Origin of the sequence: Streptomyces varsoviensis (assembly GCF_000718635.1) — a bacterium.
Lineage (GTDB): Bacteria > Actinomycetota > Actinomycetes > Streptomycetales > Streptomycetaceae > Streptomyces > Streptomyces varsoviensis.
Genome location: NZ_JOBF01000009.1, coordinates 182,486 through 208,003 on the forward strand (window position 1 = coordinate 182,486; position 25,518 = coordinate 208,003).

Sequence of the window (25,518 nt, forward strand, 5' to 3'; positions counted from 1 at the left end):
CCGGGCCCGGGTCAGTGTTCCTGTGGCCGTATGACGACGTGGCCCGAGTCGAGGTCTATGGGGCCGTGGCCGGAGGAGCCGTCGCCGACGTCCTCGCGGGTCAGCTCCAGGCGGTTGCGCTCTTCCTCGGTGTGCTTGCGGCCAGGAGCGAAGATCGCTTCGAAGATGTTGAACATCTGAACCCCCGTTGGAGTGGTGGTCCCCTCGTACATTGTACGGCGGTGGCCGGGAAACGCGCCGGGACGACGAAAGCCCTGGTCAGGTAGTGGCCCTCCGGGTCAGGTGACCGACAGGCGGAGGAGGCGGTCGTCGTCGCCCGTCGGGTCGCCGCGGCCGTCGGTGTCGCTCGTGGTCAGCCACAGGCCGCCGTCGTCCGTGGGGACGACCGTGCGCAGCCGCCCGTACTTCTTCTCCAGGAAGGACTGCGGCTCGGCCACCGGCCGCGCGCCGTTGAGGGGCACGCGCCACAGCCGCTCGCCGCGCAGCCCCGCCATCCACAGCGAGCCCTTGGCGTAGGCCAGGCCGCTGGGGGACGCCTCCGACGTCTTCCACTGCTCGACCGGTGCCACGTAGCCGCTCCTGTCGCCCTTGCCCTCGACGAGCGGCCAGCCGTAGTTCTTGCCCGGTTCGACGAGGTTCAGCTCGTCCCAGGTGTCCTGGCCGAACTCGCTGGCCCACAGCCGTTTGTCCGCGTCCCAGGCGAGGCCCTGCACATTGCGGTGGCCGAGCGTGTAGATCACCGAGTCCGGGCGGGGGTTGCCCTCGGCGGGCCGGCCGTCGGGCGTCATCCGCAGGATCTTCCCGCCGAAGGACTTCTCGTCCTGCGCGAGGTCGCGCTGCCCGCTCTCGCCCGTACCCACGTACAGCATCTTGTCCGGGCCGAACGCGATCCGCCCGCCGTTGTGGTTCGAACCCTTCGGGATACCGCGGAAGACCGTGTCCGGCGCCCCGAGCCGGCTGCCGGCCGGCTTCTTCTCGTCGTAGGACATGCGGGCGACGCGGTTGTCGGAGTCGGTGGTGAAGTAGGCGTACACCATGTGGTCCGAGCCGTAGTCCGGGGAGAGCGCGATGCCCAGGAGGCCCCCCTCGCCCGCCGCCGCGACGCCCGGCACGGTGCCCAGCTCCGTCTGGCCGCCGTCCTTGGCGCTCACCCGGAGGATCTTCCCGGTGTCGCGGGAGGAGACCAGCAGATCTCCGCCGGGCAGCGGCGCGAGCCCCCAAGGGGACTTGAGCTTGGTGGCGACCGTACGCTCCACCCGGACCGAGCCCTTGGCGGGCGCGACGGCCGCCGCCGAAGCGCCGTCCCCGGAAGGGGAGCCGCTGCCCGCGGGACCGGTGGCCCTGCGCTCGCCGGGGAAGCCGTCGCCCCCCGAGGAGCAGCCTCCTACGAGCAGCAGGGAGGCGGTGGCCAGCGCGGCGGTGACGGTGATGCGTCGCACGGTGAATCCTCTCGCCGGGGCGGAACGCGGTCCTGTTCCTTATACACCGGGGTCGCGGCGGGGTCCCGGCACGCGCCCCGGCCGCCGGTGCCGCACGGGCCGCCTGGGCCGTACGGGCCGCCGGTGCCGACCGCCCCGTGCCGTACGGGCCGCCTGGGCCGTACTGGCCGACTTCACGCGGCCGTACGCGCCACACTCCGGCGTACGCCCCCAGGAGCCGCCCACAGAAGCCCCCCACAGGAGACCTCCCAGGGTGTGCCCCTCCCCGGCCGCCCCGTCAGCCACAAAAGCCGGTCTCAGGCCCAGGAGTCCCGTACCGGCGGCAGGGCCGAGATCTCCGCGAAGTCCTCATGCGTCAGCCGCAGTCCGGCGGCGCCCGCGTTCTGCACCGCCCACCGCTCCTTCTTCGTCCCCGGCACCGGCACCACGTGCGGGCCCTGCGCCAGCACCCACGCCAGCGCCACCTGCGCCGCCGTCGCCCCATGCCGCTCGGCGACCCGCCGCAGCCCCGCCACGATCGGCTGGTTCGCGGCCATCATCTCGGCCGTGAAGCGCGGATGCCGGGCCCGTACGTCGTCCGGTTCGAACCCCTGCCCCGGCGTCAGCGTCCCGCTGAGGAAGCCGTTGCCCAGCGGCATCGCCGCCAGCACGCCGACGCCCCGCGCCGCGCACCACGGCACCAGCGCGTCCAGCGCCTCCGGCGACCACACCGACAGCTCGGCCTGCACACAGCTCACCGGGAAGACCTGCTGGAGGCGCGCCAACTGACGGATCGTGGTGTCGTACAGGCCGCCGCCCGCCCGCCGGTGCGCCCGCGCACCCACGGCGCACAGCCCCAGCGAGCGGACCTTGCCGGCCGCGACCAGTTCCGCCATCGCCCCCCAGGTCTCCTCGATCGGCACCTCGGGGTCGGGCCGGTGCAACTGGTACAGGTCGATGGCGTCGGTCTGGAGCCGCCGCAGCGACGCGTCGCAGGCGCGTTTCACATAGCCGGGGCGGCCGTTGGCCACGATGTGCTGCTCGCCGACGAGCAGCCCGCACTTGGTGGAGACGAAGACGTCCGGGCGCCGCTGCCGCAGCACCCGCCCCAACAGCAGCTCATTGGTGAACGGCCCGTACATGTCGGCGGTGTCCAGCAGGTTCACGCCCGCGTCCAGCGCGGCGTGCACGGCCCGCAGCGCGCCCTCGCCGCTCTGCTGCGAGGCGGTGTACGCCCAGTGCATGGGCATGCAGCCGAGGCCGATCGCGCCCACTTCGAGCGCCGACGCGCCGATTCTCCTGCGCTCCACCTGGCCTTACCCCTCCCGTTCCCGGCCACCCAAACTAACCTCTGCCGACCGGGGCGTTTCGCATAGCCTCATGTCATGAGCGCAGATGACGACGGCTTCGCCCGCCCGCTGGCCTGGCTCCCCGTGCCGGCCGAGGAGATCGACGGACTCCCCGAGGAACTGGACTACGCGCGGTGGGACGGCGAGGCGGAGTTCCCCACCGACCCGGCCCGCTGCGCGTTCTACGCCGTCCCGTACCTCAAGAAGCCCGAGGTGTGCCTGCGGCCGCTGCCGCGGATGACGGGCGTACGGGTGGTGCAGACGCTCACCGCGGGCGTCGAGCACATGCTGCCCGCCGTCCCGGACCTCCCGGCGGGCGCGCGGCTGTGCAACGCCCGCGGCCTGCACGACACGAGCACGGCGGAGCTCGCGCTGACCCTCATCCTGGCCTCCCTGCGCGGTGTGCCCGACTTCGTGCGCGCCCAGGACGCGGGGGAGTGGCGGCAGGGGTTCCGGCCGGCGCTCGCCGACAAGCGCGTGCTCATCGTCGGCTACGGCGCGATCGGCGCCGCGATCGAGGACCGGCTCGCGCCGTTCGAGTGCGAGCGGGTGACGCGCGTCGCGCGCTCCGCCCGTACCACCGCGCGCGGGCCGGTGCACGCCTTCACCGACCTGCCCGAACTCCTGCCCGACGCCGATGTCGTGATCCTCGCGACGCCCCTCACCGACGAGACCCGCCACCTCGCCGGCGCGGCCTTCCTCGCGCGGATGAAGGACGGCGCGCTCCTGGTGAACATCGCGCGCGGCCGGATCGTCGACACCGAGGCGCTGCTGGCCGAGACGGGCAGCGGCCGGCTGCGGGCCGCCCTCGATGTCACCGACCCGGAGCCGCTGCCCGCCGGGCACCCGCTGTGGAGCTCGCCCGGCGTGCTCATCACGCCGCACGTGGGCGGCCCGTCGTCGGCCTTCGCGCCGCGGGCCAAGAAGATCCTGCGCGAGCAGTTGCGGCGGTTCGCCGACGGAGATCCGGTGCTGAACGTCGTGGCTACCGCTACCTGAGGCCACGCACAGGTACCGTCCGCATGCGCCCGGTGTCCGCAACCCCGCTGGTAGTCACGCTGTGTAGATAAGCTATGTCCCTGAGTGACGAGTCTGGTGTATCGTCCCGAGCGGGGGCTGCGCCGGGCACCGTACGGCGGCAGCGAAGGACCGGAACTCAAGGGGGGCGACGGGCGATGCACGGCCTATGGACGAACCACCCGACGCACAGCGTTCACTCATCACGACACTGCCGCGCGGCGGACCGGATTCCGTGGCGCGGGACGGCCGCGCGGTGAGCGCCGCCTCGGGCGTGGCACTGCCCCGGCAGCCGGCGCGCGGCGCCGCCGGGCTGCTGCCGCAGCTCCTCCTCGCCCTGGTATGCGGCGGATACGCCACAGGGGCGGCATTCGGCTGGGGTTCGCCCGAAGCAGCCCTGTTCATGGGCGACTTCGGGCTCAGCGGCGCCGCCGTCCTCGCCTGCGCCTCCTGCTTCTGGTACTGGCGCAGGCGCAGCAGCCGCTTTCGACCCGCCTGGCTCCTGTTCGCGGCCTCCTCCGGCATGGCCGGCTTCGGCAACGCCGTCTGGGGCTGGTACGAGGTCGTGCTCAAGGCGCCCGTGCCGAGCCCGTCCCTCGCCGACTTCTGCTTCCTGCTCTTCGCGCCGCCCGCGATCGTCGGGCTGCTGGTGCTCGCCAAGCGGCCGGTCACCCGCGCGGGCTGGGTCTGCCTGGCCCTGGACGCCTGGCTCATCGGCGGCTCGCTGCTCACCCTCTCCTGGAGCCTCGCGCTCGCCCACACCGCGCACTTCCGGGGCGAGAGCGTGGCCCAGGCGGCGCTCTCGCTCGCCTACCCGCTGCTGGACATCGTGCTGGTCTCCATGGTGCTGGCGCTGCACTTCCGGCGCACGTCCGCCAACCGCTCCGCCGTCAACACGGCCATCGCCGCGCTCGCCCTCACCGTGCTGTGCGACGCGCTGTTCACCTCGCCCCTGCTGCGCGAGCACTACCGCTCCGGGCAGATCCTCGACGCCGGCTGGTTCGCCGGCTCCATGCTGATGGCGTACGCGCCGTGGGTGGCCCGCGACGAGGCCGCGCGGGCCCCGTCGCCGGGCCGGGTGACCCACCACTCCGGACGCCCCATCTCGGGCTCCCTGGCGGCCCTCACGCCGTATCTCGCGGCCGCCGTCTGCACGCTGGGCATCCTCTACAACGTCCTCGACGGCCGCCGCATCGACCGCGTCGTGCTCTTCACGGGCTGTACGGTCGTGCTGGCCCTCGTGGTCCGGCAGGGCATCATGCTGCTGGACAACATCTCCCTCACCCAGGAGCTGGCCCACAAGGAGAACCACTTCCGCTCCCTGGTGCAGGGGTCCAGCGACGTCATCATGATCGCCGCGCCCACGGGGATACTGCGCTACGTCAGCCCCGCCGCCGCGGGCGTCTACGGGCGCGACGCGGACGAGCTGATCGGCTCCGAGCTGGCCGCGCTCATACATCCCGAGGACCTCGGCCGGGTGGTCCATGAAGTGCGCCGGTTCCTCGCCGCGCCGCCGGCCGAGGAGCCCAACACCCGTATCGAGTGCCGCTTCCGCTCCGGCACGGGCGACTGGCTCAATGTCGAGTCGACGGTCAACCGGCACCACGGCGGCCTCATCTTCAACAGCCGGGACGTCACCGAACGGGTGCGTCTCCAGGCCCAGTTACAGCACAACGCCGAGCACGACCCGCTGACCGACCTGCCCAACCGGGCGCTGTTCACCAGAAAGGTCAAGCAGGCGCTGAGCGGCCGCCGCGCCACCGACGCGGGCACCGCCGTGCTCTTCATCGACCTCGACGGCTTCAAGGCGGTGAACGACACCGTCGGGCACCAGGCAGGCGACGAACTGCTGGTCAGCGCGGCCCGCCGGCTCCAGGAGTCCGTACGGGCCGGGGACAGCACGGCCCGGTTCGGGGGCGACGAGTTCGCCGCGCTCATCCTGGGCGACGGCACCCGCGACCACGCGGCCCGCGAGTACCGCATGTACGAGATCGCCGACCGGCTCCGGCTGAGACTCTCCCAGCCCTACAAGGTCGAGGGGGGCACGGAGGTCCGCGTCGCCGCCAGCATCGGCGTCGCCTTCGCGGAGCCGGGCATCACCCCCGGCGAACTGATGCGCAACGCCGACCTCGCGATGTACCGCGCCAAACAGGCCGGCAAGGGCCGCGTCGAGATGTACGCGCCGCAGATGCAGGCCGAGGTGGTGCGCCGCGCCGAGCTGGCCACGCGGCTGCGCACGGCGCTGCACGAGGGCGAGTTCGCCCTGCTGCACCAGCCCGTCGTGGAGCTGGGCAGCGGGCGGGTCACGGCGGTGGGCGCCCAGGCCCGCTGGCGCTCGTCCCAGGGCATCCTCTTCACCCCGGCCGAGTTCATGCGGGCGGCGGACGACGGCCGCGGCGGGGGCGGCGGCGCGCGCGTCGCGGAGCTGGGCCGCTGGATGCTGGAAGAGGCGGTGGAGCAGGCCGCGCAGCGGTACCGGGCCGGACACAGCGTGCCCGTGTTCGTACGGCTGTCCGCGAGCCGGCTGATGGACAAGGCGCTGCCGCCCAAGAGCGTCGAGGCGCTGCTGACCCGGCACCGGCTGCCGTCCGGGGCGCTGATCCTGGAGCTGTCCGGCGGCGACCCGCGGGTGCCCCTGGACGAGCTGGAGCACCGCCTGGTGGCGCTGCGCCGGCTCGGCATGCGGATCGCCCTCGACGGCTTCGGCAGCGGGTACGCGGCCATCAGCGCGCTGCGCCGGCTCCCCATCGACGTGGTGAAGCTGGACCGCGGGCTGGTCGACGGCGTCGTCGAGTCCGCCCGGCTGCACAAGATCACCTCGGGGCTGCTGCGGATCGCCGCCGACCTCGGCCTCCAGACGGTGGCGGACGGCGTCGACCGGCCCGAACAGGTCTGCGCGCTGCGCGCCATGGGGTGCACGCACGGCCTGGGCATGGCCTTCTCCGGGCCGCTCGACGAGCACCGGCTGCGGCGCGCCCTGGAGCGCGGCGACTATCCGGTGCCGGGCGGGCTGTGGACGGAGCTGCCCGAGGACCGCGATCACGCGCTGGTGGGCGCCCCGCTGCCGGTCCGGGCCGGTGCCGCGCGGGGCGGGGCGGGTTCGCTCGCACATCCGCCCTTGCGCTCACATAGTGAGACCTCCGTCCCACCCGCTTGACACCTTCGGTGCGCGAGGGAGAGGGTCGGTCCCATGCGCACCCGAATTCTCGTACTTGGACAGCGCGTCGGCTGAGCAGGGCCACCACGAAGGCCCCGCGGATTCCTCCCGACGCGCTCCCCTCGCTTGCCACCTGGCACGAGGGGTTTTTTGTTGCACCGACACCCGCAGATCCCCCCAAAATCCCTCATCTTTCGAGAAGAGAAATCGATGACCGAGCAGGCCACCGGGGCCCACCATCCGCAGCCGCGAGCCCGTTCCGGCGGGGCGCAGGCCGCCACCGTCGAGCACGTCACGGGCGCGCAGGCCCTCATTCGCTCGCTGGAGGAGGTAGGGGCGGACACCGTGTTCGGCATCCCCGGGGGCGCGATCCTCCCCGCGTACGACCCGATGATGGACTCCGCCAAGGTCCGCCACGTCCTCGTCCGCCACGAGCAGGGCGCGGGCCACGCCGCCACCGGATACGCGCAGGCCACCGGCAAGGTCGGGGTCTGCATGGCCACCTCGGGCCCCGGCGCCACCAACCTCGTCACCCCGATCGCCGACGCCCACATGGACTCGGTGCCGCTCGTCGCCATCACCGGCCAGGTCGCCTCCGCCTCGATCGGCACGGACGCCTTCCAGGAGGCGGACATCTGCGGCATCACAATGCCGATCACCAAGCACAACTGGCTGGTCACGGACCCCGCCGAGATCCCCCGGACCATCGCGGAGGCGTTCCACGTCGCGTCCACCGGCCGCCCCGGCCCGGTCCTCGTCGACATCGCCAAGGACGCGCTCCAGGCCCGTACGACCTTCGTCTGGCCGCCCCAGGCCGACCTGCCGGGCTACCGGCCCGTCACCAAGCCGCACGCCAAGCAGATCCGCGAGGCCGCCCGGCTGATCAGCGAGGCCCGGCGCCCGGTGCTCTACGTCGGCGGCGGCGTCCTGAAGGCGGGGGCCACCGCCGAGCTGAAAGTGCTGGCCGAGCTGACCGGCGCGCCCGTCACCACCACCCTCATGGCGCTGGGCGCGTTTCCCGACAGCCACCCGCAGCATGTCGGGATGCCCGGGATGCACGGTTCGGTCACCGCCGTCACCGCGCTCCAGAAGTCCGACCTGATCGTGGCGCTCGGCGCGCGCTTCGACGACCGGGTCACCGGCAAGCTCGACTCGTTCGCCCCGCACGCCAAGATCGTGCACGCGGACATCGACCCCGCCGAGATCGGCAAGAACCGCGCCGCCGACGTGCCGATCGTCGGGGACGCCCGCGAGGTCATCGCCGACCTGGTCGTCGCCGTCCAGGCCGAGCACGAGGAGGGCCACCTCGGGGCGGCCGCCGAGGAGCGCTACGGCGCCTGGTGGAGCGACCTGAACCGGTGGCGCGAGACCTACCCGCTCGGCTACGACCTGCCGGAAGACGGCAGCCTCTCCCCGCAGCAGGTCATCCAGCGCGTCGGCGAGCTGGCCCCCGAGGGCACCATCTACGCGGCCGGCGTCGGCCAGCACCAGATGTGGGCCTCCCACTTCATCGACTACGAGCAGCCCGCCACCTGGCTCAACTCCGGCGGCGCCGGGACCATGGGGTACGCGGTGCCGGCCGCCATGGGCGCCAAGGCCGGCCGGCCGGACCGCACGGTCTGGGCGATCGACGGCGACGGCTGCTTCCAGATGACCAACCAGGAGCTGGTCACCTGCGCGCTGAACAACATCCCGATCAAGGTCGCGATCATCAACAACGGCGCGCTCGGGATGGTCCGCCAGTGGCAGACCCTCTTCTACAACCAGCGCTACTCCAACACCGTCCTGCACAACGGCAAGACCAACGCCGGCCTGAGCAGCAACGTGGGCAGCAGCTCCGCCGAGACCCACGGCACCCGCGTCCCGGACTTCGTGAAGCTCGCCGAGGCCATGGGGTGCGTGGGGCTGCGCTGCGAGAGCCCCGGCCAGCTCGACGCGGTCATCGAGAAGGCCAACGCCATCAACGACCGCCCGGTCGTCGTGGACTTCATCGTCCACGAGGACGCCATGGTCTGGCCGATGGTCGCCGCCGGCACCTCCAACGACGAGGTCATGGCCGCCCGGGGCATCCGCCCGGACTTCGGCGACAACGAAGACGACTGAACCGCCGGGACAGCGCCGAAGCAGGCCGAAGAAGAAGAGAGACCGAGCCCATGACCAAGCACACCCTCTCCGTCCTGGTGGAGAACACCCCCGGCATCCTCGCCCGGATCGCCGCCCTGTTCTCCCGCCGCGGCTTCAACATCGACTCGCTCGCCGTGGGCGTCACGGAGCACCCCGACATCTCCCGCATCACCATCGTGGTCAATGTCGAGACGCTGCCGCTGGAGCAGGTCACCAAGCAGCTCAACAAGCTCGTCAACGTGCTCAAGATCGTCGAGCTGGAGGACCACGCCGCCATCCAGCGCGAGCTCGTGCTGGTGAAGGTGCGCGCCGACAACGAGACCCGCTCGCAGATCGTCGAGATCGTCCAGCTCTTCCGCGCCAAGACCGTGGACGTCTCCCCGGAGGCCGTCACCATCGAGGCCACCGGAGGCGCCGAGAAGCTGTCCGCCATGCTCAAGATGCTGGAGCCGTTCGGCATCAAGGAGTTGGTGCAGTCCGGCACCATCGCCATAGGGCGCGGCGCCCGTTCCATCACCGACCGGAGCCTGCGCTCCCTGGACCGCAGCGCCTGACGGCGCCGTCGCGCGGCGCGCCGACCGCATCGCGAGACCCCCGAACCTTCCTCCCCTCGCCCGACGTACTGTGTGGGCAACCAGCTAGTTCCAAGGAGATACCCGAAGTGGCCGAGCTGTTCTACGACGACGACGCCGACCTGTCCATCATCCAGAACCGGAAGGTCGCGGTTCTGGGCTTCGGCAGCCAGGGCCACGCCCACGCGCTGTCGCTGCGCGACTCGGGCGTCGACGTCCGCGTCGGGCTGCACGAGGGCTCCAAGTCCAAGGTGAAGGCCGAGGAGCAGGGGCTGCGCGTGGTCCCCGTCGCCGAGGCGGCCGCCGAGGCCGACGTCATCATGATCCTGGTGCCGGACCCCATCCAGGCCAAGATCTACGAGGAGTCCGTCAAGGACAACCTCAAGGCGGGCGACGCCCTCTTCTTCGGCCACGGCCTCAACATCCGCTACGGCTTCATCAAGCCGCCGGCCGATGTCACCGTCGCCATGGTCGCCCCGAAGGGCCCGGGCCACCTGGTCCGCCGCCAGTACGAGGAGGGCCGCGGCGTGCCGTGCATCGTGGCCGTCGAGCAGGACCCGGCCGGCGACGGCCTGGCGCTGGCCCTCTCGTACGCGAAGGGCATCGGCGGCACCCGCGCCGGCGTCATCAAGACGACCTTCACCGAGGAGGCCGAGACCGACCTCTTCGGCGAGCAGGCCGTGCTGTGCGGCGGCGCGTCGGCGCTGGTCAAGGCCGGCTTCGAGACCCTGGTCGAGGCGGGCTACCAGCCCGAGATCGCGTACTTCGAGTGCCTCCACGAGCTGAAGCTGATCGTGGACCTCATGTACGAGGGCGGCCTGGAGAAGATGCGCTGGTCGATCTCCGAGACCGCCGAGTGGGGCGACTACATCAGCGGCCCGCGGATCGTGAACGACCAGACCAAGGCCGAGATGAAGAAGATCCTCGGCGAGATCCAGGACGGCACCTTCGCCAAGAACTGGATGGCCGAGTACAACGCCGGTCTGCCGAAGTACAACGAGTACAAGAAGGCCGACGAGGACCACCTGCTGGAGACCACCGGCAAGAAGCTCCGCAAGCTCATGAGCTGGGTCGACGACGAGGCATGAGTCCGCTCGGCGCGGGCCCCGCGGGCCCGCGCCGCCATGTCGCGCCGTCACGGCGGGGGTTTCCCCGCCGCGACGGCGCGCACCCGTATGCCGAGGGGGCGGCGGCGACGGAGCGGGCTCCTCGCCCGGTCCGTACGCCGGGGCGTTCCGGTCCCGTCCGTACGGCACGCCGCCGCGAACCCGGCGCGTACGCGCGCTGTCCCGGACCGGGTGCGTACGGCGCCGACGCGCCGGGCCCGAACGTAGGCGCGCGCTCCGAGGCGCACGCGCGTTTCGCACGGTGCTCGGGTCCGTCCAAGTGATTTGGGCGGGTAGGCCAAACGCACCCCGGAGCGCCGATACACTGCTCTGCAACAAGCGCGTCAGGCTCACAGCGTCGTGCGTCTTCCACGCGGCAGCGCCCCCCTTCACCGCCTTCGGCCGTCGGGACGGCCGTCCGCAAAGGACCAGTGAGGACTGATGACCACGTGAGCACGAAACCCGTCGTACTGATCGCCGAAGAGCTGTCGCCCGCCACCGTGGACGCCCTCGGCCCGGACTTCGAGATCCGGCACTGCAACGGCGCGGACCGCGCCGAACTCCTCCCCGCCATCGCCGACGTCGACGCGATCCTGGTGCGCAGCGCGACCAAGGTCGACGCCGAGGCCATCGCCGCCGCCCGCAAGCTGCGGGTCGTCGCCCGGGCGGGCGTCGGGCTGGACAATGTCGATGTGTCCGCCGCCACCAAGGCCGGCGTGATGGTCGTGAACGCCCCGACCTCCAACATCGTCACCGCCGCGGAGCTGGCCTGCGGCCTGCTCGTGGCGACTGCCCGCAACATCCCGCAGGCCAACGCGGCGCTGAAGAACGGCGAGTGGAAGCGGAGCAAGTACACGGGCGTCGAGCTGTCCGAGAAGACGCTGGGCGTCGTCGGGCTCGGCCGGATCGGGGTGCTCGTCGCGCAGCGGATGTCCGCGTTCGGCATGAAGATCGTCGCGTACGACCCGTATGTGCAGCCCGCGCGCGCCGCGCAGATGGGCGTCAAGCTGCTGACCCTGGACGAACTGCTGGAGGTCGCGGACTTCATCACCGTGCACCTGCCCAAGACGCCCGAGACGATCGGCCTGATCGGCGACGACGCGCTGCACAAGGTCCAGCCGCACGTGCGGATCGTCAACGCCGCGCGCGGCGGGATCGTCGACGAGGCGGCGCTGGCGACGGCGCTCAAGGAGGGCCGGGTCGCCGGCGCGGGCCTGGACGTCTACGCCTCCGAGCCGTGCACCGACTCGCCGCTCTTCGACTTCGACCAGGTCGTGGCCACCCCGCACCTGGGCGCCTCGACCGGTGAGGCGCAGGAGAAGGCGGGCATCGCGGTCGCCAAGTCCGTGCGGCTCGCGCTCGCGGGCGAGCTGGTGCCGGACGCGGTCAACGTCCAGGGCGGGGTCATCGCCGAGGATGTGAAGCCGGGGCTGCCGCTGGCCGAGAAGCTCGGCCGGATCTTCACCGCGCTCGCGGGCGAGGTCGCGGTCCGCCTCGACGTCGAGGTGTACGGCGAGATCACCCAGCACGATGTGAAGGTGCTCGAACTCTCCGCGCTCAAGGGCGTGTTCGTGGACGTCGTGGACGAGACCGTCTCGTACGTCAACGCGCCGCTCTTCGCGCAGGAGCGCGGCGTCGAGGTCCGCCTGACGACCAGCAGCGAGTCCACCGAGCACCGCAATGTGGTGATCGTGCGCGGCACGCTCGCGGACGGCGACGAGGTCTCCATCTCCGGCACGCTGGCCGGCCCCAAGAACCTCCAGAAGATCGTCGCGGTCGGCGAGCACGACGTGGACCTGGCCCTCGCCGACCACATGGCGTTCCTGCGGTACGGGGACCGGCCGGGCGTGGTCGGCACCGTCGGCCGCATCCTCGGCGAGGCCGGCATCAACATCGCGGGCATGCAGGTCTCGCGGTCGGGCGAGGGCGGCGAGGCGCTGGTCGCCCTCACCGTCGACGAGTCGATCCCGGCGCCCGTGCTCGCCGAGATCGCCGTGGAGATCGGCGCGACATCGGCTCGTACGGTCAATCTGAACGACTGAGCAGCACCGAGCAGCGCGTACCGGCAGCGGTACGGAGAACCGGGCCCGGCCCCGCCTTTTCGGCGGGGGCCGGGCCCGTCTGTGTGACCGGGTGCGCGACCGGTGGGGTGAGCTGTTTGGGTGACCGGTCAACCATTCGCCCGAATGGGGGAACGAGGCCGTTTTCGGGTCTCCCCCTCAAGGGAGCCGCTGTGCGGCCGGCGGACGGCGTGGTAGGGGGCGCAGCAGTCGCCGCCCGGGTGGCGGCGGCGCGCAATGGGAGAGCGCGCCCATAACTGTCGGAGCGTGCGGAAGGAGAAGAGTCGCCATGACCGCACCCCACGGCGAAACGCAACGAGACCTGTCCGGCATGAGCGTGGTCGACACCGACGGCCACCGAGTGGGATCGGTGCAGCAGGTCTACCGAGACGACAGGACCGGCGACCCGGAGTGGATCACCGTGCGCACCGGTCTGTTCGGGATGAAGGAGACGTTCGTGCCCCTCGCCGGGGCCAAGAAGGTGGACGGCGATCTGCGCGTCCCCCACAGCAAGGACACGATCAAGGACGCGCCGCGGATCGACGCCGACGGGCACCTCGATCCCGGCGAGGAGGACCGTCTCTACGAGCACTACGGACTGACGCCGGGCGGCCGGACCATGGGTCGGGCCGGAGAGTCGGGCCAGGGCAGAAACACCGCCGCGGCCGCCGGGACCGCGGGCGCCGCGGGGATGGCCGGGGCAGCGGGCCGCGGCACGGGCGAGGGCGCCCGGGGCCGTACGGACACCGCGCAACTGGCCGGCGCCGGGGCGCCGTCGCGGGGCCGGGACGCCGGAGATGCCACGGCCGCCAAGGGCCAGGGCGAGGAGATGATCCTCTCCGAGGAACGCGTGTCCTGGGGCACCGAGGAACGCGAGAGCGGCCGCGCCCACCTGCGCAAGCACGTGGTCACCGAGGACGTCTCGCAGACCGTGCCGGTGAGCCACGAGGAGGTCACCGTCCACCGCGAGGCCATCAGCCCCGACGACCGCCGCGCCGCCGGCCGCACGGCGAACCTCTCCGACGGCGAGACGGAGGTCGTCCTCCACGAGGAGGTCCCCGTCGTCCGCAAGGAGACCGTGCCCGTGGAGCGGGTGCGGATGGACACCAAGAAGGTCAGCGGGCAGCAGGAGGTGCGCGCCCAGGTCCGCAAGGAGGAGGTCGAGTACGACGACGGCCTGAAGTCCAAGCACCAGGAGCCGGGCGACACCGGACGCCACCGCTGAGCCGCCGCTACGGGCGACCGGATCGGTGACGGGTTCCGGAGCCGGGGCAGCGGGCCCCGGCTCCGGAACCCGTGCGTATCACACGCCACTTTCGGCCGCACCTCCTCTGCCGGCACTCCCGCGCCCGTAGAACGTCCCAGGCAGCGCGCAACATGGCTGATCTACGCATAGCCGATCTCGGCCGAGAGGCATCGACTGGAGACGGACACCATGTCACACCGCCTGGGAGGTCCCATGACCGAGGCCGCTATCCGACCGCTGACGCCGCAGACGCCCCCTTTCCCCGCCGACCGTACGTGTCCCTACCACCCGCCCGTCGACTACGAACCGTTGAAGAATGCCGGAACCATGCACCGCGCCACGCTCTACGACGGGCGCGAGGTATGGATGGTCACCGGCCACGCCGAGGCCCGGGCCCTGCTCACCGACAAGCGCCTCTCCACCGACCGGCGCAGCCCGGGATTTCCCGTGATCGCCCCCCGGGCCGAGAACCAGGCGGAGGTCGTCATCCCGCTGCTGGGCGTCGACGACCCCCTGCACGCCGCGCAGCGCCGGATGCTCATACCGAGCTTCACCCTCAAGCGCGTCGCCGCCATGCGGCCGCAGATCCAGCGCATCGTGGACGGACTCCTGGACACGATGGCCGAGCAGGGCGGCCCCACCGACCTGGTCGCGTCGTTCGCGCTGCCCGTACCGTCCATGGTCATCTGCTCGCTGCTCGGCGTCCCCTACGACGACCACGAGTTCTTCGAGCAGTGCTCCCGCAAGCTGCTCACCGCCGAGACGGCCGGCGAATCCAAGGCGGCCCGCCTCGACCTGGAGGACTACCTCCTCGACCTGGTGGTGAAGAAGGAGGCCGAACCGGGCGAGGGGCTCCTCGACGAACTGATCGCCGACCGGCTCGCCGCCGGCGAACTCGACCGCCACGAACTGGTCCTGATGGCCCTGCTCCTGCTCGTCGCGGGCCACGAGACCACCTCCAACATGATCGCCCTCGGCATGTACACGCTCCTCGAACACCCCGAGGAGCTCGAAGCGCTGCGCGCCGACCCGTCCCTGATCCCCGGCGCCGTGGAAGAGCTGCTGCGCTTCCTGTCCATCGCCGACGGCATGGTGCGCGTCGCCCTGGAGGACATCGAGCTGGACGGCGGCGGCGTCATCAAGACCGGCGAGGGCGTCATCCTCAGCACCTCGATGATCAACCGCGACGCCGGTACGTACGAGGACCCCGACGGGCTCGACGTGCGCCGCTCCGCGCGCCACCATGTGGCCTTCGGCTTCGGCGTCCACCAGTGCCTCGGGCAGAACCTGGCCCGCGCCGAACTGGAGATCGCGCTCACCGCCCTGCTCACCCGCTTCCCGACCCTGCGGCTCGCCGTCCCCGCCGACCAGGTGCCCCTCAAGCCCGGCGACACCCTGCAGGGCCTCTTCGCCATGCCCGTGACCTGGTGAGCGGGAAGACCAAGGAGGCCCGGCGGCATGACCGAGAAGGCCGAGGAGGCCGAGAAGACACCTCCTGCCTTGCGCATCACCATTGATACCGACATCTGCATCGGCTCCGGCCAGTGCGCCCTCACCGCACCCGGCGTCTTCACCCAGGACGACGACGGCCTCAGCGCCCTGCTCCCCGGAAAGGAGGACGGAACGGACGACCCGCTGGCGAGGGAAGCGGCGCGCGCCTGCCCGGTTCAAGCCATTTCTCTGACGGAAGTGTGAACGGCGCGGGTTCAGGGCAACGGACGCCGTGCCGACGGGCACAGCGGCCCGCCCTGAATCCGCCGCACCTACAGTCTCGCCGCGGCTCCGCCGCCCTATAGCCTCGCCGCCTTGAGCGACATGTGGAGCAGCAGCCGGTCCTCGCCCTCGTCCAGGTCGAGGCCGGTGAGCTGCTCCACCTTCGACAGCCGGTAGTAGAGCGTCTGCCGGTGGATGCCCAACTGGGCCGCCGTACGCCCCGCCTGCCCCGCGCAGTCCAGGAACACCTCGGCCGTCCGCGCGAGTTCCGTGTGCGAGCGCTCCAGCAGCGGCCGTACGACCCGGTCCGCCGCCCCGCCGGCCGGAAGGCCCGCGAGCACCCGGTACGGGCCCACGCCGCCCCACTCCGCGACCGGGCCGAACCGCGCCTCCGCGCGCGCCGCGCGCGCCGCGGCGAGCGCCTCGCGCCAGGCGGCGGGGGCGTCGGCCAGCCCCCGGCGCGGATCGCTGACGCCCGCGCCCGAACCGTGCGCGCGCGGGGAGCGCAGCAGTTGTTCGGCCACCGCGCGGGCCGGGTCCAGGGCGGCGGGCGAGCGCAGCCGCACCAGCGCCGCGAGCCCCGCGGCCGCGTCCTGCTCCGCGCCGCCGCGCCCCGCCCCGCCGTCCGGCCGGTCGGCGGCCTCCGGGACGGCGCACGCGGCCAGGAGCCCCGGCAGGCTGGGCAGGGGAGCGGCGTCCAGATCCTCCCGGTCCCAGGGGGTGACGGCGACGAGCGCGAGCGGCCCCCCGGCCGCCTCCGGCAGCGCGCCCCGCAAGGCGTCGCGCGCCGCGTCCCGGCCGGCCGGCGCGCTGGTGAGCAACTCCCGCAGCAGTTCGCCGAGTTCGCGCCCGGCCCGCGCCTCCGCCGCGAGCAGCGCGCCGATGCGGGCGGCCGTCTCCATCGCCTGGGCGAGCCGCGGGTCCGGCGGGGTGCCGGGCCCGCCGAGTTCGAGGTCGGCGAGGTGGCCGTCGTCCAGCAGCCAGGCGTAGCCGTGTACGACGCCCCGGTGGCGTACGGGCAGGCAGATGCGGCCGTGGAACACCCCGGCCGCCGGGTCCGGCGGAATCCGCAGCGGGGCCTGCGCGCGCGAGATGCCGAACGCCTCGAACCAGGCCCGTACCGCCGCCGTCGAGCGGCGCTGGAGGATCGAGCGGGTACGGACCGGGTCCATGACCAGATCGAGGTCGCCGTCGCTGTCGTGGGCGCCGAAGGCGATCAGCGCGAAGTCCCGGTCCTCCAGCGTCGCGGGCGCGCCCAGCGCCGCTGAGATCTCGTCCACGAGCTGCTGATAGTCCCCGCGCATCGCGCTGTGACTCCTCTCCGGTGACCCTCTGTGCCCGAGTGTGGCGTGCCGTCCCATCCGCCCCACACGGCCGCCTCCCCATTCTCATACATCTGTCTGAGATCCCGGACACGAAGGCGTGACAGGTGTCGATAGTCGTGGGCCCGTATGAAACTTAAATTTCACGGTGGCTCACCTTGCCGTCGCGACGCGTTGCCGCGGCATTCGTCAACACCTGTCTTCCTGCGGAAACGGCCCTTCGGCCGGACCCCGGAAGCGCACAAACGTGGAGGTGCCCGTGCTGGGTCCTGTGCTCCTTGCCGCCGCACGCAGCGACAGCATCCGACGTCTCGTCTCGGCCGCGCCGGTCACCCGCCCCGTGGTGGACCGCTTCGTCGCCGGCGAGCGACTGGACGAATCGATGGCCGTGGTCCGCTCGCTCGGCGAGCGCGGGATGGAGGTCACCCTCGACCACCTCGGTGAGGACATCACCGACCCGGCCGAGGCGCTCCGCAACCGCGACGCCTACCTGGCGCTGACGGAGGCGCTGGCCGGGCAGGGGCTCGGCGCGCGCGCCGAGATGTCCGTCAAGCTCTCCGCCTTCGGCCAGGCGCTGGCCGGCGGCCACGACCTCGCGCTCGCCAACGTCACCCCGGTCGTGGAGGCCGCCGCCGAGGCCGGCACCACGGTCACCCTGGACATGGAGGACCACACCACGGTCGACTCCACCCTCGCGATCCTCGCCGAGCTGCGCAAGCGCTTCCCCCGGACCGGCGCCGTCGTCCAGTCGTACCTCTTCCGCACCGAGGAGGACTGCCACGCGCTCGCCGGGGAAGGCTCGCGGGTGCGCCTGGTCAAGGGCGCGTACAAGGAGCCCGCTTCCGTCGCCTTCCAGGACAAGCGGGAGGTGGACCGCTCGTACGTCCGCTGCCTGAAGATCCTGATGGCGGGCAAGGGCTACCCGATGGTCGGCTCGCACGACCCGCGGATGGTCGCCATCGCCCAGGACCTGGGCCGCCGCTACGGGCGCAAACTGGACGAGTACGAGTTCCAGATGCTCTTCGGCATCCGGGCGGCGGAACAGGAGCGGCTGGTATCAGAGGGCCACCGGATGCGGGTCTACATCCCGTACGGCACCGACTGGTACGGATACTTCATGCGGCGGCTCGCCGAGCGCCCGGCCAACCTGACGTTCTTCCTGCGCTCGCTGGCCACCCGAGGCTGAGCCCCCGGAACCCGATACGCCCCCGGGCCCGAGACGCCCGCCAGACCCGATAGACCCGCCTCACACCCCCGATCGAAGGAGACGGCCACCATGGACGCCGTGACCCAGGTCCCCGCCCCGTACAACGAGCCGGTGCACGGCTACGCCCCGGGCTCCCCGGAGCGCGCCCGCCTGGAGGCCAAGCTCAAGGAGCTGGCCGAGAACCCCATCGACCTGCCGATGACGATCAACGGCGAGCGGCGGATGGGCGGCGGCGAGCGGTTCGACGTCGTACAGCCGCACAACCACAAGGCCGTGCTCGGCTCGTACCGCAACGCCACCCGGCAGGACGCCCAGGACGCCATCGACGCGGCGCTGGCCGCCGCCCCGGCCTGGCGCGCCATGTCCTTCGACGACCGCGCCGCGATCATCCTCAAGGCCGCCGAGCTGCTCTCCGGCCCCTGGCGCGAGACGATCGCCGCCTCCACGATGCTGGGCCAGTCCAAGACGGCGCAGCAGGCCGAGATCGACGCGCCCTGCGAGCTCGTCGACTTCTGGCGCTTCAACGTGCACTTCGCGCGGGAACTCCTCAACGAGCAGCCGCTGATCCAGCCGAACGGCGTGTGGAACCGGATGGACCACCGGCCGCTGGAGGGCTTCGTCTACGCGATCACGCCCTTCAACTTCACCGCCATCGCGGGCAACCTGCCGACCGCGCCCGCGCTCATGGGCAACGTGGTCGTCTGGAAGCCGTCACCGACCCAGACGCACTCCGCGATCCTGCTGATGCGCCTCCTGGAGGAGGCCGGCCTGCCCAAGGGCGTCATCAACCTCGTCACGGGCGACGGCAAGGAGGTCTCCGAGGTCGCGCTGGTCCACCCGGACCTGGCGGGCGTCCACTTCACCGGCTCGACCGCGACCTTCCAGCACCTGTGGAAGTCCGTCGGCGAGAACATCGCCGGCTACAAGTCCTACCCGCGCCTCGTCGGCGAGACCGGCGGCAAGGACTTCATCGTCGCCCACCCGAGCGCGGACCCGAAGATCCTCAAGACCGCCATCACCCGTGGCGCCTTCGAGTACCAGGGCCAGAAGTGCTCGGCCGCCTCGCGGGCGTACATCCCGCGCTCCATCTGGGAGAACGGCTTCAAGGACGAGCTGGCGGCCGAGGTCGAGGGCCTCACGATGGGCGACGTCACGGACCTGTCCAACTTCATCGGCGCCGTCATCGACGACCGCGCCTTCGCCAAGAACAAGGCCGCCATCGACCGCGCCAAGTCCGACGCCGCCTGCGAGATCGTGGCCGGCGGCACGTATGACGACTCGGTCGGCTACTTCGTCCGCCCGACCGTGATCGCCTGCTCCGACCCGGAGAACGAGGTCTTCAAGACCGAGTACTTCGGCCCGATCATCGGGGTCCATGTCTACGAGGACGCCGACTTCGACGCCATGCTCGACCAGATGGAGTCGGCCTCGGCCTACGCCCTGACCGGCGCCGTCCTCGCCAAGGACCGGCAGGTCGTGGCCGCCGTCTCCGAGAAGCTGCGCTTCGCGGCCGGCAACTTCTACATCAACGACCGCCCCACCGGCTCGATCGTCGGCCAGCAGCCCTTCGGCGGCGCCCGCGCCTCCGGCACCAACGACAAGGCAGGCTCCAAGTTCAACCTGCTCCGCTGGTCCTCCCCCCGCGCCATCAAGGAAACCCAGGTAGCCCCCACGGACTACCGCTACCCGCACATGGGCTGACACTTCCCGCTGCCGTATGACGACGGCCCGGCACCCCCGCTGTGGGGGCGCCGGGCCGTCGGCGTGCGTACTGCGGGCTATCGCTTGCGCGGCGGCCCGGTGATCTCTTCGCCGATGACGAGGCCCTTGGCGGGGCCTTCGGGGATGGTCACTTCGGTGCCGTAGGGGACGCGGGTCTCGGCGGCGTAGACCGCTTCGGCGGGGGAGGGGGACGAGAGAATGGTGACGGTGCCGTGACCGTCGTAATCGTCGAAGAGGACGTAGACGGGGATGCCGGCACGGGCGTAGGCCCGGCGCTTGCGCACCCGGTCGCGCTGGACACTGTCGTGACCGGGTGAGACGACTTCGACGACCAGTTGTACGGCGGACGCTTTGACCCCGATGCCGTCGTCCGTGACGTGCTCCTCGGATTCCTTGTGTGTGATGAAGCCGTCAGGAATCAGGATCTTGCGGCCGTGGATGATGTTCATGTCCTGGCGCGAGACGTACTGGCTGTTCATCAAGAACATCACCAATTGGTCCCGCAGTTCGTTGGCGATCTGACCGTGCGAATGACGGCCTGTGGGCGACACCTCGATGAACCCCTCGACAATCTCGGCGCGGAAGCCCTCGGGGAGTTCCATGGTTTTCCACGCCTGCCACAGGGCCTCGTCCAGATCAGGTCCGGGCATCGCGGCCTCGGGCGTCTCGTATGCGAGAGCGGACATGGTGCAGCACCTCCTCCTCAAGTGTGGGCGTCGGCGGCCTGGCGGCACAAGCGACACCGCCACAGTGGTGGTCGCGTTGGTATGCCGATCGGAGATCAGGGCGGATCATCAGATCGAGTGACCGCGCCGTCTCAGATAGTAGGAAGCCCAAGTAATTGTGCAGACAGCACGGGGATGGTGGCCTAACTTTGTAGGAGCCGACGTCTCGCCCCATCGGGCGATGGCGGTCGCGGCCCGGTGCGCGTGTGCAGGTGATCCCTGTGGCACCCAGGCCCCCGCCCCTCCGGCGTTCATCCGATCTTCGACCGACCTTTTCCCTCGGGTTCAGTAAGAGGAGACGTGAATCATGGCCGACACCGCTGTCCGCAGGACCCGTCGTATCGCCCGTGCCGCCGATGACGCCGACCGCAGGAACGCCGCCGCGGCTCTTCAGCGGGCGCTCGACCGCCGTGACAACGGCGGGGTGACCGGCCACTGAGCCGGCCGCCTTCGGGTCTTCGATGTCCCACCGGGACAAGTGTCCCGATGGGACAGCTCGGTGTACTCTCGCCCCATGAGTGTCGAGCGGCCACGCCCGGACCGCCGCAGGCGGGACGCCCGCCGCACCCGCGACGCCCTCTCCCGGGCGGCCGTCCAACTCGTCCTGGAACGCGGGCTGCACGACGTGAGCGTCGAGGACATCGCCGAGCGCGCCGACGTGGCCCGCCGCACCTTCAGCCGGCACTTCGCCGGCAAGGAGGACGCGGTCCTGGACGGCATCCGCGCCGACATGGACCGCATCAACGCGGCACTGCGCGCGCGCCCGCTTCATGAACCGCCGCTCGTCGCCTTCCGCGCGGCCGTGTTCGACTGGCTCGCCGACGACGAGCCCGCCTGGCACCGCAGGCCCGAGATGCTCGGCCTGATGAGCCTCGCCGAGCGGGAACCCACCCTCTACGCCGCCGCCCAGCACATCCAGGTCGAGGCCCAGGAGGGCGCGGTGCGGATCATCGCCGAGCGCTTAGGCGTCGACCCGGACGACCTGAACCACGACCTGCGGCCCGCCATCGTGGTCGCCGTCGGGGCCGGGGCGCTGGTGGCCGCGGAGACGGCGTGGGCGCGTGGCGGGGGAGCGGAGAGCCTTCCCGACCTCGTGGGCCGGGCCTTCGACACTCTCACGAGGGAGCTGCCCATCGTGGCTCCCGGTACCACAGAGAGGACCGAGCACCCATGAGCAACGCCCCTGACGCCGAGGAGTTCAGCGGCCGGACCGCCCTGGTCACCGGCGCCGCGTCCGGCATCGGCAAGGCGGTGGCGCACCGGCTGGCCGCCGGCGGCGCGGCCGTCGTCGTCGCCGACCGCGCCGAGGAGGCGGCGCGTGAGACCGCCGCCAAGCTGACGGCCGACGGCGCCCGCGCCGTCGCCGTCACCGTGGACGTCAGCGACGCGGCCTCCGTCGAGGCCGCCGTGGGCTTCGCCGTCGACACCTACGGCGCGCTCCACCTCGCCGTCAACAACGCGGGCTTCACCGGCGCGAACAGCCCCATAGGGGAGTACGCGCCCGAGGACTGGCGGAGCGTCATCGACACCAACCTCAACGGCGTCTTCTACTCGATGCGCTACGAGATACCGGCGATGCTCGCCGCCGGCGGTGGCGCCGTCGTCAACATGTCCTCCGCCTTCGGCGTCAACGGCTTCGCCAACGCCTCCGCCTACGTCGCCACCAAGCACGGCATCATCGGCCTCACCAAGACCGCGGCCCTTGAGTACGCCTCGCGGAACATCCGGGTCAACGCCGTGGGTCCCGGCTTCATCGACACGCCGGTGCTCAGCGTCGCCGATGCCGCCCTGCGCGCCCACCTGGCCTCGCTCCACCCGGCGGGCCGGTTCGGCACCCCCGAGGAGGTCGCCGAGCTGGTCGCGTTCCTGCTCGGCGACCGGGCGTCGTTCATCCACGGCAGCTTCCACCCCGTGGACGGCGGCTACTCCGCACCCTGACGGGTGGCCGGACCAGTGCCGTAAGGACGGCCGGGCGTCAGTGGCTCCGGCCGTGGCCGTGGCCGTGGTCGGGGCCGCGCACCACGTCGAAGTGGTCGAGCCGTCCGCCCGCCTCGGCCAGCGTCGTCACCCGCATCCGGGGGCGGTGGCCCGGTTCGACCTCGACGGCGATGAAGGAGTAGCCGGTGTAGCGGACGCGCGACCACTCCACCGTCTCCTTGTCCTTGCCGCCGCCCTTGGCCCAGTGGTAGGTGGGCACGCTGTCGAGGTCGGCGACGTGGCCCTCGTAGCTGTCGGCCACCGGGAAGTCGTAGAGCGACTTGCCCGCGCCGCCCGCCGTCACGTACACGATGCCGTCGCGCGTCGAGTCGACCGTCTCGCCGATCGGCACCTTCTTGGAGACCTTGCCGCGGCGGATGGCGTCGGTGCGCTCGTACACGTGGTTGTGCCCGTTGATGACCAGGTCCACCTGGTGCTTCTCGAACAGCGGGACCCACGCGTCGCGCACCCCGCCGTCGGAGGCGTGCGCGTTGGTCGTCGAGAAGGCGCAGTGGTGGAAGAAGACGACGATGAAGTCGATGCCGCGCCGCGCCCGCAACTGCCCGAGGCGCCGGTCGAGCCACTTGGTCTGGCGGCCCGCCGTGTAGCCGGTGTTGGCGGTGATCTCGTACGAGACGTCGTTGGCGTCCAGGGCGACGAAGGCGACGTTGCCGTAGGAGAAGGAGTACACCCCGGGGGCGTCCACCGGGTCGATGCCGTTGTCCGGCAGCGTCCAGCGGGCGTTCTGGCCGCCGTAGCCGTGCGGGGAGTACCAGGCCTCCATGTCGTGGTTGCCGGTGGTCACCATCCACGGGACGCGCGCCGCCACCGACTCGGTCTGGGCCAGGAACTGGTCCCACACCCGGGCGTCGTACACGTCGCTGGTACGGCCCGAGCCCGACGGGTCGGCGTAGCAGATGTCGCCCGCGTGCAGGTGGAACGCCGGGTTCTGGCCGAGGATGAGCTGGTCGTTGGCGAGCGCGTCGTAGGTGACGCCCTGGTCGCCGAAGGCGGTGAAGGTGAACTTCTCGGCGCGCGCCGGGGCGGTGGTGAAGGTGTTGATGGAGGAGAGGTTCCGCGGGTCGGCGGGGTCGAAGCCGTCGTGGCCCACGCCGTAGTAATAGGTGCGGCCGGGGCGCAGGTTGTCGAGGGCGGCGTGCAGATAGACCTGGTCCACGGCGGGCTGCTTCTTCGAGAGCGCCGGCGTGTGCAGGTCCCGCACCTCGGCGTGGATCTTGTGGCTCAGGTCCCAGGGCTTGAGCCCGATCCGTACGAACGGCCGCTTGACGGCGAACGGCACCTGCCAGGAGACGCGCATCTGCGTCCTGGGGTCGGCCCCGAAGGCGAGGTGCCGGCCGAACGGCGCGACGAGGTGGCCGCTCACCTTGGTGGTGGCGTGCGAGGTGAGCAGGGTGGGGCCGGCGGCCGGGGCGGTGGCCGGCTGCGCGGCGTACGCGTTGGTGCCGCCCGTGAGCAGGCCCGCGCCCGCGACGGCCCCGGCGCTCGCGGCCCCCGCGCGCAGCATGCCGCGCCGGGTGAGCTTCGTCCGCAGGTACTCGTGCTGTTCGGGCATCGTCATACGCGCCGCGAGATGGTCGGGTATGCCGAACCGTGGTGTCTCCATGCATCACAACGTGTCAGGGCGGCCCAACGGTCATGCGTACTACGGGTGAACGCCAGCCGACCGGCCGACGGCTTGTCCGGATAGTGGACGACCGATGTCAATCGGCGGGACACGGGGGTAGGGTCCCGGTATGTCTCGCAGCATTCGCCTCGCAGTGATCCCCGGTGACGGTATCGGCCAGGAAGTCGTGGCCCAGGGCCTCAAGGTGCTCACCGCCGCCCTCCCCTCGGACGTGAAGCTGGAGACCGAGGAGTACGACCTCGGCGCGAAGCGGTGGCACGCCACCGGCGAGACCCTCCCCGACGCCGACCTGGAGTCACTGAAGAACCACGACGCGATCCTGCTCGGCGCGATCGGCGACCCGTCCGTCCCCTCCGGCGTGCTGGAGCGCGGGCTCCTCCTCAAGCTCCGCTTCGCCTTCGACCACTACGTCAACCTGCGTCCGTCGAAGCTGCTGCCCAACACGGCCACCCCGCTGGCCGGCCGCCCCGAGATCGACTTCGTCGTGGTCCGGGAGGGCACGGAAGGCCCGTACACGGGCAACGGCGGCTCCCTGCGCACGGGAACCCCCGCCGAGGTGGCCACCGAGGTCAGCGTCAATACGGCCTACGGCGTGGAGCGCGTCGTGCGCGACGCGTACGAGCGGGCCAAGGCCCGTCCGCGCAAGAAGCTGACGCTGGTCCACAAGAACAACGTCCTCGTGCACGCCGGCCACATGTGGAAGAAGATCTTCGACGCGGTCGGCGCCGAGTACCCCGAGGTCACCACCGACTACCTGCACGTCGACGCCGCGACGATCTTCTTCGTCACCCAGCCCGAGCGGTTCGACGTCATCGTCACCGACAACCTCTTCGGCGACATCCTCACCGACCTCGCGGCCGCCGTGACCGGCGGCATCGGCCTCGCCGCCTCCGGGAACATCAACCCGAGCGGCGACTTCCCGTCCATGTTCGAGCCGGTGCACGGCTCCGCGCCGGACATCGCGGGCACCGGCAAGGCCGACCCCACGGCCACCGTCCTGTCCACCGCCCTGCTCCTGCGCCACCTCGGCTTCGAGGCCGAGGCCGACCGCATCGAGGCCGCCGTCGCGGACGACCTCGCCGCCCGGGACGGCGCCGCGGCCCGTACGACGGAGGAGATCGGCGACGCGCTCAGCGCGCGAGTAGCGGGCTGACGTCC

At 71.6% G+C, this 25,518-nt stretch carries 21 protein-coding genes; 15 read left to right on the plus strand and 6 right to left on the minus strand.

The features are described from left to right. Window positions 1-11 precede the first annotated feature (11 nt). The 3 genes from IF55_RS39745 to IF55_RS15295 all read right to left on the minus strand — a co-directional run bounded on the left by IF55_RS39745 (window position 12) and on the right by IF55_RS15295 (window position 2,728). Window positions 12-176, minus strand: coding sequence for a DUF6191 domain-containing protein (locus IF55_RS39745; RefSeq protein ID WP_037965648.1), 165 nt, complete (start codon window positions 174-176; stop codon window positions 12-14). Window positions 177-278: 102 nt separating this feature from the next. Continuing rightward, window positions 279-1,439 carry a PQQ-dependent sugar dehydrogenase gene (locus IF55_RS15290; protein ID WP_030884660.1) on the minus strand — a complete coding sequence of 387 codons (1,161 nt, stop codon included), beginning with the start codon at window positions 1,437-1,439 and terminating at the stop codon, window positions 279-281. Window positions 1,440-1,735: 296 nt separating this feature from the next. After that, complete coding sequence (locus IF55_RS15295; RefSeq protein ID WP_078644427.1) at window positions 1,736-2,728, minus strand: aldo/keto reductase; 993 nt, start codon at window positions 2,726-2,728, stop codon at window positions 1,736-1,738. Window positions 2,729-2,803: 75 nt separating this feature from the next. Between IF55_RS15295 and IF55_RS15300 the strand changes: the two genes are divergently transcribed. The 9 genes from IF55_RS15300 (at window position 2,804) to IF55_RS15340 (ending at window position 15,744) form a co-directional block, all read left to right on the plus strand. Beyond that, on the plus strand, window positions 2,804-3,766 hold the full coding sequence (locus IF55_RS15300) for a 2-hydroxyacid dehydrogenase (RefSeq protein ID WP_030884666.1): 963 nt from the start codon (window positions 2,804-2,806) through the stop codon (window positions 3,764-3,766). Window positions 3,767-3,953: 187 nt separating this feature from the next. After that, a complete protein-coding gene (locus IF55_RS15305) occupies window positions 3,954-6,941 on the plus strand; it encodes a putative bifunctional diguanylate cyclase/phosphodiesterase (protein ID WP_030884670.1) in 2,988 nt (995 codons plus the stop codon). Window positions 6,942-7,151: 210 nt separating this feature from the next. After that, window positions 7,152-9,044 carry an acetolactate synthase large subunit gene (locus IF55_RS15310; protein ID WP_030884673.1) on the plus strand — a complete coding sequence of 631 codons (1,893 nt, stop codon included), beginning with the start codon at window positions 7,152-7,154 and terminating at the stop codon, window positions 9,042-9,044. Window positions 9,045-9,094: 50 nt separating this feature from the next. Then, the gene (gene ilvN / locus IF55_RS15315) at window positions 9,095-9,619 is read left to right on the plus strand and encodes an acetolactate synthase small subunit (RefSeq protein WP_030884677.1); all 525 of its coding nucleotides are present in this window, start codon (window positions 9,095-9,097) and stop codon (window positions 9,617-9,619) included. Between the two features lie 107 nt (window positions 9,620-9,726). After that, window positions 9,727-10,725, plus strand: coding sequence for a ketol-acid reductoisomerase (gene ilvC, locus IF55_RS15320; protein WP_048831993.1), 999 nt, complete (start codon window positions 9,727-9,729; stop codon window positions 10,723-10,725). Between the two features lie 467 nt (window positions 10,726-11,192). Next, complete coding sequence (gene serA / locus IF55_RS15325) at window positions 11,193-12,785, plus strand: phosphoglycerate dehydrogenase (RefSeq protein WP_030884686.1); 1,593 nt, start codon at window positions 11,193-11,195, stop codon at window positions 12,783-12,785. A gap of 307 nt (window positions 12,786-13,092) precedes the next feature. Further along, window positions 13,093-14,028 carry a PRC and DUF2382 domain-containing protein gene (locus IF55_RS15330; protein ID WP_030884689.1) on the plus strand — a complete coding sequence of 312 codons (936 nt, stop codon included), beginning with the start codon at window positions 13,093-13,095 and terminating at the stop codon, window positions 14,026-14,028. Window positions 14,029-14,262: 234 nt separating this feature from the next. Beyond that, on the plus strand, window positions 14,263-15,480 hold the full coding sequence (locus IF55_RS15335; RefSeq protein ID WP_030884692.1) for a cytochrome P450: 1,218 nt from the start codon (window positions 14,263-14,265) through the stop codon (window positions 15,478-15,480). Between the two features lie 69 nt (window positions 15,481-15,549). Next, a complete protein-coding gene (locus tag IF55_RS15340) occupies window positions 15,550-15,744 on the plus strand; it encodes a ferredoxin (protein ID WP_030884695.1) in 195 nt (64 codons plus the stop codon). 95 nt (window positions 15,745-15,839) lie between these two features. On the opposite strand, the gene IF55_RS15345 is transcribed toward IF55_RS15340, so the two are convergent. Then, entirely contained in the window at window positions 15,840-17,066 is a 1,227-nt protein-coding gene (locus IF55_RS15345) for a PucR family transcriptional regulator (RefSeq protein ID WP_030884698.1), read from the minus strand. 277 nt (window positions 17,067-17,343) lie between these two features. On the opposite strand from IF55_RS15345, the gene IF55_RS15350 reads away from it, so the two are divergent. Next, on the plus strand, window positions 17,344-18,270 hold the full coding sequence (locus tag IF55_RS15350) for a proline dehydrogenase family protein (protein ID WP_030884702.1): 927 nt from the start codon (window positions 17,344-17,346) through the stop codon (window positions 18,268-18,270). 90 nt (window positions 18,271-18,360) lie between these two features. Further along, window positions 18,361-19,992 carry an L-glutamate gamma-semialdehyde dehydrogenase gene (gene pruA, locus IF55_RS15355; protein ID WP_030884704.1) on the plus strand — a complete coding sequence of 544 codons (1,632 nt, stop codon included), beginning with the start codon at window positions 18,361-18,363 and terminating at the stop codon, window positions 19,990-19,992. 77 nt (window positions 19,993-20,069) lie between these two features. Here pruA and IF55_RS15360 read toward each other — a convergent pair whose 3' ends face one another. After that, window positions 20,070-20,699: a Uma2 family endonuclease gene (locus IF55_RS15360; protein ID WP_030884711.1), complete on the minus strand. Its 630-nt coding sequence runs from the start codon at window positions 20,697-20,699 to the stop codon at window positions 20,070-20,072. Between the two features lie 346 nt (window positions 20,700-21,045). On the opposite strand from IF55_RS15360, the gene IF55_RS41195 reads away from it, so the two are divergent. The 3 genes from IF55_RS41195 to IF55_RS15370 all read left to right on the plus strand — a co-directional run bounded on the left by IF55_RS41195 (window position 21,046) and on the right by IF55_RS15370 (window position 22,676). Next, complete coding sequence (locus IF55_RS41195) at window positions 21,046-21,177, plus strand: hypothetical protein (protein WP_281180964.1); 132 nt, start codon at window positions 21,046-21,048, stop codon at window positions 21,175-21,177. Between the two features lie 75 nt (window positions 21,178-21,252). Continuing rightward, window positions 21,253-21,912 carry a TetR/AcrR family transcriptional regulator gene (locus IF55_RS15365; RefSeq protein ID WP_030884713.1) on the plus strand — a complete coding sequence of 220 codons (660 nt, stop codon included), beginning with the start codon at window positions 21,253-21,255 and terminating at the stop codon, window positions 21,910-21,912. Beyond that, the gene (locus IF55_RS15370; RefSeq protein ID WP_030884716.1) at window positions 21,909-22,676 is read left to right on the plus strand and encodes an SDR family NAD(P)-dependent oxidoreductase; all 768 of its coding nucleotides are present in this window, start codon (window positions 21,909-21,911) and stop codon (window positions 22,674-22,676) included. Before IF55_RS15365 ends, IF55_RS15370 begins: the two co-directional genes overlap by 4 nt. Window positions 22,677-22,713: 37 nt before the next feature. Here the strand turns inward: IF55_RS15370 and IF55_RS15375 are convergent, their stop codons facing one another. Further along, window positions 22,714-24,339 (minus strand): purple acid phosphatase family protein, encoded by a 1,626-nt coding sequence (locus IF55_RS15375; protein ID WP_048831994.1) that lies wholly within the window; start codon window positions 24,337-24,339, stop codon window positions 22,714-22,716. A 130-nt stretch (window positions 24,340-24,469) separates the two neighbouring features. Between IF55_RS15375 and IF55_RS15380 the strand changes: the two genes are divergently transcribed. Further along, window positions 24,470-25,513 carry a 3-isopropylmalate dehydrogenase gene (locus IF55_RS15380; RefSeq protein WP_030884720.1) on the plus strand — a complete coding sequence of 348 codons (1,044 nt, stop codon included), beginning with the start codon at window positions 24,470-24,472 and terminating at the stop codon, window positions 25,511-25,513. Window positions 25,514-25,518: the final 5 nt, after the last annotated feature.

Excerpts from the sequence above, each read along its gene's own strand:
- IF55_RS15375 (WP_048831994.1), bottom strand. The coding sequence starts at position 24,339 with ATGGAGACACCACGGTTCGGCATACCCGACCATCTCGCGGCGCGTATG.
- IF55_RS15310 (WP_030884673.1), top strand. The coding sequence starts at position 7,152 with ATGACCGAGCAGGCCACCGGGGCCCACCATCCGCAGCCGCGAGCCCGT.
- IF55_RS15345 (WP_030884698.1), bottom strand. The coding sequence starts at position 17,066 with ATGCGCGGGGACTATCAGCAGCTCGTGGACGAGATCTCAGCGGCGCTG.
- IF55_RS15380 (WP_030884720.1), top strand. The coding sequence starts at position 24,470 with ATGTCTCGCAGCATTCGCCTCGCAGTGATCCCCGGTGACGGTATCGGC.
- pruA (WP_030884704.1), top strand. The coding sequence starts at position 18,361 with ATGGACGCCGTGACCCAGGTCCCCGCCCCGTACAACGAGCCGGTGCAC.
- IF55_RS39745 (WP_037965648.1), bottom strand. The coding sequence starts at position 176 with ATGTTCAACATCTTCGAAGCGATCTTCGCTCCTGGCCGCAAGCACACC.
- IF55_RS15365 (WP_030884713.1), top strand. The coding sequence starts at position 21,253 with ATGAGTGTCGAGCGGCCACGCCCGGACCGCCGCAGGCGGGACGCCCGC.
- IF55_RS15330 (WP_030884689.1), top strand. The coding sequence starts at position 13,093 with ATGACCGCACCCCACGGCGAAACGCAACGAGACCTGTCCGGCATGAGC.
- IF55_RS15300 (WP_030884666.1), top strand. The coding sequence starts at position 2,804 with ATGAGCGCAGATGACGACGGCTTCGCCCGCCCGCTGGCCTGGCTCCCC.
- IF55_RS41195 (WP_281180964.1), top strand. The coding sequence starts at position 21,046 with ATGGCCGACACCGCTGTCCGCAGGACCCGTCGTATCGCCCGTGCCGCC.
- IF55_RS15305 (WP_030884670.1), top strand. The coding sequence starts at position 3,954 with ATGGACGAACCACCCGACGCACAGCGTTCACTCATCACGACACTGCCG.
- IF55_RS15370 (WP_030884716.1), top strand. The coding sequence starts at position 21,909 with ATGAGCAACGCCCCTGACGCCGAGGAGTTCAGCGGCCGGACCGCCCTG.
- IF55_RS15335 (WP_030884692.1), top strand. The coding sequence starts at position 14,263 with ATGACCGAGGCCGCTATCCGACCGCTGACGCCGCAGACGCCCCCTTTC.
- IF55_RS15360 (WP_030884711.1), bottom strand. The coding sequence starts at position 20,699 with ATGTCCGCTCTCGCATACGAGACGCCCGAGGCCGCGATGCCCGGACCT.
- ilvN (WP_030884677.1), top strand. The coding sequence starts at position 9,095 with ATGACCAAGCACACCCTCTCCGTCCTGGTGGAGAACACCCCCGGCATC.